General features: G+C 34.5%; 8 protein-coding genes. 6 read left to right on the forward strand and 2 right to left on the reverse strand.

What is annotated here, in order from left to right:
- Positions 1 to 4: 4 nt before the first annotated feature.
- Positions 5 to 829 carry a universal stress protein gene (locus tag APS56_RS12875; protein ID WP_054728957.1) on the reverse strand — a complete coding sequence of 275 codons (825 nt, stop codon included), beginning with the start codon at positions 827 to 829 and terminating at the stop codon, positions 5 to 7.
- A gap of 135 nt (positions 830 to 964) precedes the next feature.
- On the opposite strand from APS56_RS12875, the gene rimP reads away from it, so the two are divergent.
- From rimP to infB, 3 genes are all read left to right on the forward strand, one after another.
- A complete protein-coding gene (rimP, locus tag APS56_RS12880; RefSeq protein ID WP_054728960.1) occupies positions 965 to 1,426 on the forward strand; it encodes a ribosome assembly cofactor RimP in 462 nt (153 codons plus the stop codon).
- A 13-nt stretch (positions 1,427 to 1,439) separates the two neighbouring features.
- Entirely contained in the window at positions 1,440 to 2,672 is a 1,233-nt protein-coding gene (gene nusA, locus APS56_RS12885) for a transcription termination factor NusA (RefSeq protein WP_054728966.1), read from the forward strand.
- Between the two features lie 85 nt (positions 2,673 to 2,757).
- Entirely contained in the window at positions 2,758 to 5,583 is a 2,826-nt protein-coding gene (gene infB / locus APS56_RS12890; RefSeq protein WP_054728969.1) for a translation initiation factor IF-2, read from the forward strand.
- Between the two features lie 314 nt (positions 5,584 to 5,897).
- Here the strand turns inward: infB and APS56_RS12895 are convergent, their stop codons facing one another.
- Entirely contained in the window at positions 5,898 to 6,281 is a 384-nt protein-coding gene (locus APS56_RS12895; RefSeq protein WP_054728972.1) for an SPOR domain-containing protein, read from the reverse strand.
- 211 nt (positions 6,282 to 6,492) lie between these two features.
- Between APS56_RS12895 and APS56_RS12900 the strand changes: the two genes are divergently transcribed.
- From APS56_RS12900 to APS56_RS12910, 3 genes are all read left to right on the forward strand, one after another.
- The gene (locus APS56_RS12900) at positions 6,493 to 7,791 is read left to right on the forward strand and encodes a c-type cytochrome (protein ID WP_054731386.1); all 1,299 of its coding nucleotides are present in this window, start codon (positions 6,493 to 6,495) and stop codon (positions 7,789 to 7,791) included.
- Between the two features lie 73 nt (positions 7,792 to 7,864).
- Positions 7,865 to 11,128, forward strand: coding sequence for a TAT-variant-translocated molybdopterin oxidoreductase (locus APS56_RS12905; RefSeq protein ID WP_054728974.1), 3,264 nt, complete (start codon positions 7,865 to 7,867; stop codon positions 11,126 to 11,128).
- A gap of 28 nt (positions 11,129 to 11,156) precedes the next feature.
- On the forward strand, positions 11,157 to 12,887 hold the full coding sequence (locus APS56_RS12910; protein ID WP_082379351.1) for a helix-hairpin-helix domain-containing protein: 1,731 nt from the start codon (positions 11,157 to 11,159) through the stop codon (positions 12,885 to 12,887).
- The last annotated feature ends 3 nt before the right edge of the window (positions 12,888 to 12,890 follow it).

Raw genomic sequence — 12,890 nt, forward strand, 5'->3', positions numbered from 1 at the left:
TATGTCAAATCTTAAAAGTTATTACAGGTCGTTTTGCATGGTTTACCAAATCTTCGCTAATGCTTCCATTAAAAAAATGTGAAATACCTTGTCTGCCGTGAGTGCTCACTCCAATTAAATCTGCTTTAATAGATTGTGAAAAATTCATAATACCTTGTTCAATAGTTTCATCGTTATAGATATTTAATGAGTAATTTTTAAAGTCCAGGTTTTTTGTAAAATTATCCATGCGCTCTTGTGCATCTGCTGTTGTCATAAACTTATTAGGGGTGTTCACCATAAGTAAAAACATTTTTGATTCAAATTTCTCGGCAAATTTTAAGGCTTTCTCAAAAGGAATTTTAGATTCATCCTTAAAATCAGAGGCAAAAACGAAGTTGTTGGCTTTAAAGATGGTATGCTCATTTTTAATTACTAAAACAGGAGTTTCTGAGGTGCGTACTACTTTTTCGGTATTAGAGCCTATGAGCATTTCTTTTAGTCCATTACTTCCATGAGATCCCATCACTATTAAATCAATCGTGTTTTTTTTACACGCCTGAAAAATGCCTTTAAATATTTCATGAAATTCAACATGTTCAAAAACAGTTAAGTCTTGTAAATAATCTTTAGCTATCAATTCTTTAAAACGTTGATGTGCTAATTTCATAAAAAATACGGCTTCAGGTAATTCGTTATGTGAACTCAAAGGATCTATTTTATTCATTGGCAATTCTAAAATATGTAAAAGATGAATTTCACAGTGATGTTTTCTAGCTAATTGAGCAGCAACCTTTAAAGCTTTTTCTGCTTGAGGCGAAAAGTCTGTAGGAACGAGCAATTTTTTCATATTTATTAAAGAATAGTTGTATATAAATATATGACTTAATACTTTAAAAACCGATAAAAAATTATATATTTGCACCGTTGTAAGGCGAATTAAGGAAATGAGGGGACGGAAAGTCCCCTCTTTTTATACTAAGAAATGTTTAAAAATATAGTCCAAAATTTATTAGAAACGGCACTAAATGAACGATTAGATTTATTTCTGATTGAGTTTACTGTTAGTAGTGAGAACCATATTAAAATCATAATAGATGGTGATAATGGTGTGCTTGTAGAAGATTGTATATTTGTTAGTAGAGCTATTGAACATAATATTGACAGAGATGAGTATGATTTTTCTCTGGAGGTGTTTTCAGCAGGAGCCACAACACCTTTGGTTCATGAAAGACAATACAAAAAGAATATAGGTAGAACCTTAGCTGTAAAAACTGCTTCTGGGAAAACAGAAGGTATAATTACGGACACAACGGAAACAGGTATTTCGTTAGAATGGAAAGTTAGAGAGCCTAAGCCAATTGGGAAAGGTAAAGTAACTGTTATTAAAAAAGAAAATATTGCATACAGTGATATTTTAGAAGCTAAAGTGGTGATTAAATTTTAATTCAAGGAGAGTTATGGAGAATATTGCGTTAATTGATTCGTTTTCAGAATTTAAGGACGATAAATTAATAGATCGTGTAACGTTGATGGCGATTTTGGAAGACGTTTTTAGAAGTGCCTTAAAAAAGAAATTTGGAGATGATGATAATTTTGATATTATTGTAAATCCAGATAAAGGAGATTTGGAAATTTGGAGAAACAGAGTGGTGGTTGCCGATGGAGAAGTAGAAGAACCTAATCAAGAAATATCTTTAAGTGCAGCACGTAAAATAGAACCAGATTTTGAGGTTGGAGAAGATGTGTCTGAAGAAGTGAAATTGATAGATTTAGGGCGTCGTGCTATTTTGGCTTTACGTCAAAATTTAATAGCCAAAATTCATGAGCATGATAATACTATCATTTATAAGCAATTTAAAGACTTAATAGGTGAAATTTATACTGCAGAAGTACATCATATCCGTCATAGAGCTGTAATTTTGTTAGATGATGAAGGTAATGAGGTTATCTTGCCCAAAGAAAAACAAATACCGTCAGACTTTTTCAGAAAAGGAGATAATGTAAGAGGCGTTATAGATAGCGTAGAGCTTAAAGGAGCAAAGCCTACCATTATTATGTCTAGAAGTTCTCCTGTATTTCTTGAAAAATTATTTGAACAAGAAATACCAGAGGTTTTTGATGGACTTATTACCATTAAAAATGTGGTAAGAATTCCAGGTGAAAAAGCAAAAGTAGCTGTAGATTCTTATGATGATAGAATAGATCCTGTTGGAGCTTGTGTTGGTATGAAAGGATCAAGAATTCACGGTATTGTTCGTGAGTTAGGAAATGAAAATATTGATGTAATAAATTACACCAATAATTTACAATTATACATCACTAGAGCATTAAGCCCTGCAAGAGTAACTTCTATAAAAATAGATGAAGAAACAAAACGTGCAGAGGTTATTTTAAAACCAGAAGAGGTAAGCAAAGCCATTGGTAGAGGAGGACATAATATTCGCTTAGCTGGTCAATTAACTGGTTATGAAATTGACGTGTTTAGAGAGGGTGTAGAAGAAGATGTTGAGCTATCTGAGTTTACCGATGAAATAGAAGGATGGATTATTGAAGAGTTTAGCAAAGCAGGTCTGGATACAGCAAAAAGTATTTTAGAACAAGATGTGTTAGATTTAGTAAAAAGAACTGACTTAGAAGAAGAGACAATTAAAGATGTTATCAGGATTCTAAGAGAAGAATTTGAAGAATAATATCAAAGCAATCACAAAACAATAAATTTGTTTTTTTGTGATAAATTTGGTATAGTATAATATTAGAGTACATTAAAGGCAATTTATGGCTGAAACAATTAGATTAAATAAAGTATTACGTGAGTTAAATATCTCTTTAGATCGCGCCGTAGAATTTTTAGATTCTAAGGGTGTTGAAATTGATAAGCGACCTACAACAAAAATTTCTGAAGAAGTTTATGGAATTCTTTCTGATGAATTTGCAACTGATGCAAGTAAAAAAGTAGCATCTAAAGAAGTAGGAGAAGCGAAGCTTAAAGAAAAAGAGAGACTGCGTGAACAACGCGAACGTGAACTTGAAGAAAAGCACTTAGAAGATTTAAAAAGACAAGAAGCTAGGCAGGATGAGGTTGTAAGAGCAACTAAAACACTTTCTGGACCAAAGCAAGTTGGAAAAATTGATTTAGAGCCTAAGAAAAAGGAAGCCGCTAATGTTCCTCTAAAAGAAAAAGAAGAGGAGAAAGAAGTTTCTCCTGTAGAAGAAACTCCAATGGAGCAGCCACCAATTGTTGAGACTGATAAAAAAAATGAACTCAAGGAAGAAAAACCTATTGAGGTTGAAAAAATTGAGACTAAGAGACCAGTCATTCAAGCTCCTAAAGTAGTGAAAACTGAAGTGCCTAAACCAGAGGTTTCTAAAGATAAAAAAACATCTACTGATGAACCACCTGTTGTAGATGAAAAGCTGAAAACTAAATATCAAAAACTTACTGGTCCGAAAATTTCAGGTGACAAAATAGATCTTTCTCAGTTTAATAAGCCTAAGAAGAAAAAAGAAGATAAAAAACCAGATACTAAAACATCTGATAATGCGGCTAATAAAAAGAAACGTAGACGTATCAGTAAAGTTGGAGGGCCTCAAGACAGCAGGTCTGGTGGTGCTAATAGACCTGGGAGACCTGGCGGAAATGATAGATTTAAAGGAAAACCAGGGCAAGGACGTCGTAATGTTGTAAAAGAAGAACCTAGTGAGGAGGATGTTAAAAAGCAAGTGCGAGAAACACTTGAAAAACTTCAAGGTAAATCTAACAAAGGTAAAGGTGCTAAATATAGAAGAGATAAAAGAGATTTACATAGAGAACAAACAGAGTTAGACCAACAAATAGAGGCTGCTGAAAGCAAAATCCTTAAGGTTACAGAGTTTGTTACGGCTAGTGAAGTTGCTACTATGATGGATGTTCAAGTAACTCAAATTATTTCTGCTTGTATGTCATTAGGGATGATGGTAACAATGAATCAGCGTTTAGATGCTGAAACATTGTCTATAGTTGCTGATGAGTTTGGATATAAAGTTGAATTTGTTACTTCCGCTATTGAGGAATCTATTGAAGAAGTACAAGATAAACCAGAAGACTTAAAACCTCGTGCACCAATTGTAACGGTTATGGGACACGTTGATCATGGTAAAACATCACTTTTGGATTATATCCGTAAAGAGAATGTTATTGCAGGTGAATCAGGTGGAATTACTCAGCATATTGGAGCTTACGGCGTAGAGTTGGATAATGGTCAAAAAATTGCCTTTTTAGATACACCTGGTCACGAGGCGTTTACAGCAATGCGTGCACGTGGTGCTCAAGTAACAGATATTGCTATTATTGTTGCGGCTGCGGATGATGATATCATGCCACAAACCAAAGAGGCTATATCACATGCACAAGCAGCAGGAGTACCTATTGTATTTGCAATTAATAAAATTGATAAACCCGATTCAAACCCTGAAAAAATTAAGGAAGGTTTAGCGCAAATGAATCTTTTAGTAGAAGATTGGGGTGGTAAAATTCAGTCTCATGATATTTCTGCAAAAATAGGAACTGGGGTTAAAGAGTTATTAGAAAAAGTATTGTTAGAAGCAGAGTTATTAGAGCTTACTGCAAACCCAGATAAGCCAGCTGTAGGGACAGTGGTTGAGGCATTTCTTGACAAAGGTCGTGGATATGTATCAACCATATTGGTGCAAGCAGGAACTTTGAAGATAGGTGATTATGTGTTAGCTGGAAAAAATAGTGGTAAGGTAAAAGCCATGCATGATGAACGTGGAAACGATGTTTTAGCAGCAGGCCCATCTACACCAGTGTCAATTTTAGGATTGGACGGTGCGCCACAAGCGGGTGATAAGTTTAGTGTTTTTGCAGATGAGCGTGAAGCCAAGCAAATTGCAACCAAACGTGCACAATTGCAGAGAGAGCAATCCGTTAGAACACAACGTCATATCACACTTGATGAAATAGGAAGACGTATTGCTTTAGGTGATTTCCAAGAATTAAACATCATTCTTAAAGGGGATGTGGATGGTTCTGTGGAAGCCTTAACAGATTCTTTCCAAAAACTGTCAACTGAAGAAATTCAAGTAAACATCTTACATAAAGGTGTTGGTGCTATTACTGAAAGTGATGTGTTATTAGCTTCAGCTTCCGATGCAATTATAATTGGATTTAATGTACGTCCCGTTGGAAATGCAAGAATGACTGCTGATAAAGAAGAAATAGATATCAGAACTTACTCTATTATTTATGATGCTATTAACGATCTCAAAGATGCTATGGAAGGTATGTTGTCTCCAGAACTTAAGGAAGAGATTACTGGTACGGCAGAAATCAGAGAAATGTTTAAAGTATCCAAAGTTGGTACTATTGCAGGTTGTATGGTTACCAATGGTAAAATTCTTAGAAGTTCTAAAGTACGCTTAATTCGTGATGGTGTAGTTGTTTATACTGGTGAGTTAGCTTCGTTAAAACGATTTAAAGATGACGTTAAAGAGGTAACTAAAGGTTACGATTGTGGTATGCAGATTAAGAATTACAACGATATTAATGAAGGAGATATTATTGAGGCTTTCCACGAAGTTGAAGTTAAGAAGAAGCTTAAATAATAAATAGATATTATATTTAATCATACTTAAAGAGGTCTTATGACCTCTTTTTTTTGTATTTATCTAAATCGTATAAGTGAGTTTATTAATGTTCAAATTATTTAGACCATAAAAAAGTATTAAAAGCTATGATTTAATAGGAAAAAAGCTGTTGTTAAAATAGTCAAGTTTGGTAAAACTAATCTTATAGTATTAAAATGGGAGGTTGTTTTTTTTGAAAATAAATTCAGTAAATAAGAGTGTGATTATGAAGATTATGATTAATATAAATAAAAAAAGCGAACCAAGGGTCGCTTCTTTTTACTGTGAAAATTTTATTTTTTTGGCTTAAAAATAAAAGCACTAGGAAATTCACTTTTTATTTTTTTGAGAGCTCTATCAGCTTCTAATCTTGTTACAAAATTACCCACCCATATTTTGTAGTTTGGCGTTTCAAATTGTACAATTGGTGTCCATTGATCATACGTTGATTCAAAATTTGACTTCGCTGATTCAGCACCATTTCTATTCCCTGAATAGATTTGAATTTTATATCGATTCGTATCATTGTCGCTCATTTCTTTTTTAACATCCATTAATTTTGTAATGTTTTTGTCTTGGTTTATAATCACACTACCTTGTTGGGCATTGCAATAATATCCACATGTTAAAAAACAAAAAATACTTAACAAACTAATTTTCAAAGACAATACTTTCATTTTTATTATATTTGGTACAAATGTAAAAGTTATAAACTTAAAAATATGCTAATTTATTATTTAGAATTTATCTAAATTACCATTAAGACTTATCTAACATTTCGCAAATCGACTTTATGTATTACTTTTGCGAGAGATTTTTTTTAAGTGTATTTTTTAAATTCGAATGAAAAATCCATACCAAAGTTTAGAAGTTAATTTAACCAACAATATGAAACAGGTGATTCACCGTAAATTAAGTACAAACTTTCTTCGTTTAGGCTTAGTCTTATTATTAGCGTTTACAACCTCGCTTTCCGCACAAACGGGAGATCCAGCAAAAGGAAAATCATTATTTAATTCAAATTGTGCCGCATGTCATCAATTAGATAAGAAAATGACAGGACCTGCTTTGCGTCACATGGAGACACGTTTAATTGAAGAAGAAGGTTTAGATAGAGATTGGATTTATTCATGGGTACGTAATAGTTCAGGTGTAATTAAATCTGGGGATGCGTATGCTAATAAGATATTTGATGAGTACGGTGGTGCTGCAATGACTGCATTCCCGCAATTATCAGATGAAGATATTGATAATATTATTGCGTATACTTCTGAAGAAAAGGCAGCACCGCCGGCCGCTGCAGCAGGAGCAACTGATACTGGTTCGGCTTCTGGAGGAGCTACAGGTGGTATTTCAAACGAAATTATTTTAGGAGCTCTTGCTATTTTATTTGTGTTATTAGCGTTAGGGTTGTATTTAGTAAATAAAACACTACGCCGCTTTGCTTTAGCTCAAAACATTGATTTGCCAGAAGCATCTACAAAAAAGCCACTTTGGCAAGCATTTGTGCAAAACCAGTTTTTAATGGTGGTTGTTGCTATTTTATTTTTGCTGTCTAGCGGTTACTTTGTGTTTGGGTATTTGATGCAGGTTGGTGTTGATCAAGGATATCAGCCAGTTCAGCCTATTCATTTTTCTCATAAAATTCACGCTGGTGATAATGGTATTGATTGTAAATATTGTCACTCGTCTGCAAGAGTAAGTAAAACTTCGGGTATACCTTCGTTAAACGTTTGTATGAATTGTCATAAATCAGTTTACGAATATAATGGAGAAACAAGTCCAGAATATACAAAAGAGTTTTATGATGGAGAAATTCAGAAGCTATATGATGCCGTAGGATGGAGTGATGCAGATCAAAAATACACAGGTGAAACAAAACCAGTAAAATGGGTTCGTATTCATAACCTTCCTGACTTTGTTTATTTCAATCACTCACAGCACGTTTCTGTTGGAGGTGTAGAATGTCAAACATGTCATGGACCAATTGAAACTATGGAGGTTGTTGAGCAATATGCGCCATTGACTATGGGTTGGTGTGTTGATTGTCATAGAACTACCGATGTGAAAGTTGAAGACAACGCATACTATACTAAAATTCATGAAGAATTGTCTAAAAAGTATGGGGTAGAAAAGTTAACAGTTGCTGATATGGGCGGACTGGAATGTGGTAAATGTCATTATTAATAAAAGAAAAATCAGTTGTTAGTTATAAGTATTTTTATAACTAACAGCTAAAAACTAATAACTAGTAAATAATATGTCATCAAACAAGAAATACTGGAAAAGTGTTGAGGAGCTGAACGAAAATAGTTCTATTGTTGAGGCGCTAAAACAAAACGAGTTTGTAGAAGAGATTCCTACGGATGAGTTTTTAGGTGATAAAGACACTTTGGAAGCAAGCTCTACGACACGTCGTGATTTCTTAAAATATGTAGGTTTTAGTACGGCAGCTGCATCTTTGGCGGCTTGTGAAGGGCCTGTGAAAAAAGCCATTCCTTATGTAGTGCAACCAACTGAAATTATACCTGGTGTTGCTAACTATTATGCAACAACTATTGCAGATGGATTTGATTTTGCAAGTGTCTTAGTTAAAACCCGTGAGGGGCGTCCTATTAAAATTGAAAATAATACTATGGCAGCTACTAATGGTAGTGCTAATGCCAGGGTAAATGCTTCAGTTTTAGGCTTGTATGATAGTCTAAGGGTTCAGGGACCAAAAAAAGAAGGGAACTCTATTTCTTGGAGTGATTTTGATATTGAAACAAATAAGAAATTAACAGAATTAAATGATGCTGGGAAAGCAATTGTGTTGTTAACACAAACTTTTGCTAGCCCATCAACTAATAATTTAATTGCTGAGTTTAAAGAAAAATATGCTAATGCTCGTCATGTTATTTATGATGCTATTTCAGAATCAGCTGCGTTAGACGCTTATCAAGCTAAATATGGAGAACGTGGATTAGCTGATTACGATTTCTCTAAGGCAATGACCATTGTTTCTGTAGGGGCTGACTTTTTAGGAGACTGGCAAGGTGGTGGTTTTGATGCTGGTTACTCTAAAAATAAAATACCAGTTCAAGGCAAAATGTCAAGACACATTCAGTTTGAAGCGAATATGTCATTAACAGGTGCTAATGCAGACAAGCGTGTGCCTTTAACACCTTCACAACAAAAAATAGCTTTAGCTAAATTATATAGTTATATTGTTGGTGGTTCCGTTTCTGGAAATTTACCTGAAACTATTGAAACAGCAATTAAAAATGCAGCTTCTCAATTAAAGAGTGCTGGTAGTAAAGGTGTGGTAGTTACAGGTATTCAAGATGTGAACGCACAAACCGTTGCTTTGGAAATAAATGAGGCTTTAAATAGTCAAGCATTTAATCCTAATACACCAATAAAAACAAGACAAGGAAATGATAGAGCTGTTTCAGCTTTAGTTCAAGATATGAAAGCAGGCAATGTGGGCGCTATTATAATGAGTGGCGTTAATCCTGTTTATACTTTGTCCAATGCTAAAGAATTTGTAGAGGGTTTAGAAAAAACGGAGCTGTCTATTACGTTTTCAATGAAAGAAGATGAAACGTCTTCATTAACACAATATATTGCAGCAGCACCACATTATTTGGAATCTTGGGGTGATGTTGAAATTAAAAAAGGACATTATGGTTTAACACAGCCTACAATACGTCCTTTATTTGATACAAGACAATTTCAAGAGGTTTTATTAAAATGGAACGGAAATGATCTTTCTTTTCATGATTATATTAAAGACAATTGGAATTCTAATATTTTAGGTGGTAATTCATTTAACCAAGCATTGCATGATGGAGGCTTTGTGTATGGTACTTCAATTGGAGCTTTAAATGGAGGTTCAACACAAACTATTACTACTACTACAACGGAATTAAAGGACAAGAAAAAAAGAACGTTTGTTGGAGGTATCATCCATGATGTCGCTGTAGGTGTTGGTATTAAAGATGAAGATAAAGATCAATTTGTTACAAGTACTTCATCTAATTCAATAAGTACATCAAAATTCAATGAAGTATCTGGTATGTCGGTTAAATCTGGTGTAGCAGCAGCAAGTGCTTTAGCATCTTCTGCAAAATCAGAAGGATTAGAATTAACATTATATACCAAAGTGGGAATGGGTGATGGGCAGCAAGCCAATAACCCTTGGCTACAAGAATTCCCTGATCCAATAACAAGAACATCTTGGGATAACTATTTAACAATTTCTAGAGCAGATGCCAATGCATTAGGTTTAATGAATAAACATGTTGCTAATGGAGCTTTAAATGGTAGTTATGCTAATGTTACAGTAAATGGAACAACTATAACTGTTCCAGTAATGATTCAACCAGGGCAAGCAAAAGGCTCTGTTGGGTTATCATTTGGTTACGGAAAAAGAAAAGGATTAAAAGAAGAAATGCAAACTGGGGTTAATGCGTTTGCGTTATACCATGGTTTTAATACAATACAGAATATTACAGTAGAAGCTGCAGAAGGTGAACATGAGTTTGCTTCTGTACAACTTCACAATACTTTAATGGGTCGTGGCGATATTCTTAATGAAACTTCTTTAGAGATTTTTAATACTAAAGACAAGAAACATTGGAATGCTATTCCTATGGTTTCTTTAGATCATAAAGAAACTCCAGTAACATCTCCTGATGTTGATTTATGGGATGAGTTTGATCGTTCTATTGGGTATCATTTTAATTTGTCTATTGATTTAAATGCTTGTACTGGTTGTGGTGCTTGTGTTATTGCTTGTCATGCAGAAAATAATGTACCTGTTGTAGGTAAAACAGAAGTACGCCGTAGCCGTGATATGCATTGGTTGCGTATTGATAGATATTATTCATCTGAAGAGTCTTTTGAAGGTGATAATAATAAAAAGGACAATATTTCAGGTTTAGGAAGTTCATTAAGTGAATTTGGTGAATTAGAAGTAGCTTCTGAAAATCCTCAAGTAGCTTTTCAGCCTGTTATGTGTCAACATTGTAATCACGCACCTTGTGAAACAGTTTGTCCAGTAGCAGCTACATCACACGGTAGACAAGGTCAAAATCATATGGCTTACAACCGTTGTGTTGGTACTAGATATTGTGCAAATAACTGTCCTTATAAAGTACGTCGATTTAACTGGTTCAGATACAATGGAAATGATGAGTTTGATTATCATATGAATGATGATTTAGGTCGTATGGTATTAAACCCTGATGTAGTTGTACGTTCTCGTGGAGTTATGGAAAAATGTTCTATGTGTATTCAAATGACACAGAAAACAATTCTTGATGCAAAACGTGATGGGCGTGAAATTAAAGATGGTGAATTTCAAACCGCCTGTTCTGCTGCTTGTAGTAGTGGAGCTATGGTGTTTGGAGACATCAATGATAAAGAAAGCAAAGTTGCAAAACTTTTAGAAGATAACCGTATGTATCACTTGTTAGAGTACGTTGGAACGAAACCTAATGTGCAATATCATACCAAAGTGAGAAATACAACAGAAGCATAAATCTAATTAAAGAATCAATTATATAATTATGGCGTCTCATTACGAAGCACCTATTAGAAGACCTTTAGTTGCAGGTGAAAAATCATTCCACGACGTTACTGTGGATGTAGCAAAGCCTGTAGAAGGAAGAGCCAATAAGCAATGGTGGATAGTTTTTGGTATTTCACTTGCAGCTTTCCTTTGGGGAGTTGGATGTATTTTATACACAATATCTACTGGTATTGGAACTTGGGGTTTAAATAAAACCATTGGTTGGGCCTGGGATATTACTAATTTCGTTTGGTGGGTTGGTATTGGTCATGCAGGAACACTAATTTCTGCAGTACTTTTACTGTTTCGTCAAAAATGGAGAATGGCTATTAACCGCTCTGCCGAAGCTATGACAATATTTGCTGTTGTTCAAGCAGGTTTGTTTCCACTTATTCACATGGGACGTCCTTGGTTAGGATATTGGGTATTACCAATTCCAAATCAGTTTGGTTCATTATGGGTTAACTTTAACTCGCCTCTACTTTGGGACGTTTTTGCAATTTCAACGTATTTATCTGTGTCATTAGTGTTCTGGTGGACAGGTTTACTTCCTGATTTTGCTATGCTACGTGATAGAGCTGTTAAACCTTTCCAAAAGAAAATTTATGCATTATTGAGTTTTGGTTGGTCAGGTCGTGCCAAAGATTGGCAACGTTTTGAAGAAGTGTCTTTGGTACTTGCAGGATTAGCAACACCTCTTGTACTTTCAGTACATACTATTGTATCTTTCGATTTTGCTACTTCTGTTATACCAGGATGGCATACAACCATATTTCCTCCATATTTTGTTGCAGGAGCAGTATTCTCAGGATTTGCTATGGTTAACACACTTCTTATTATTATGAGAAAGGTGGTAAGCTTAGAAGATTACATCACGTTGCAACACATTGAGTTAATGAATATTGTTATCATGATTACAGGTTCTATTGTAGGTGTGGCTTATATTACAGAGTTGTTTATTGCTTGGTATTCTGGTGTAGAATACGAACAATATGCATTTTTAAATAGAGCAACAGGTCCTTACTGGTGGGCATATTGGGCAATGATGATTTGTAATGTGTTTTCACCACAGTTTATGTGGTTTAAAAAATTAAGAACAAGTATTCTATTCTCATTCGGTATTTCAATTGTTGTTAATATAGGTATGTGGTTTGAGCGGTTTGTTATTATTGTAACCTCATTGCACCGTGATTACTTACCATCATCTTGGACAATGTTTTCGCCAACCTTTGTTGATATTGGAATTTTTGTAGGAACCATCGGATTTTTCTTTGTATTATTTTTACTATATGCAAGAACATTCCCTGTGATTGCACAAGCAGAAGTTAAAACTATTTTGAAGTCTTCTGGTGAGAGCTATAAAAAGATTAGAGAACGTGGTGAAAGTTTGTCAGGTACAGGAGCAGATGCAAGAACATCTAACCCAAAAGTAAGAACGACTACCACTCCTTCTGTTTCAAAAGTAGATAATTCAGAAAAAGTTAGTAACTTATTAGGAAGTATCGGAACTTTTGATGCGGTTACTGAAACGGCTGATGATTTAAAGAAAATCAGTGGTGTTGGACCTAAAATGGAGGAAGTACTTAACAGTATTGGAATTTATACGTTCCTTCAAGTTAGTAGAATGACCAAAAAAGAATATGATTTGTTAGACTCCATTACTGAATCTTTCCCTGGAAGAGCTGAACGTGATGATTGGGCAGGACAAGCTAAAAAATTAATAAACTAAACA

The organism is Pseudalgibacter alginicilyticus (assembly GCF_001310225.1).
GTDB lineage: Bacteria > Bacteroidota > Bacteroidia > Flavobacteriales > Flavobacteriaceae > Pseudalgibacter > Pseudalgibacter alginicilyticus.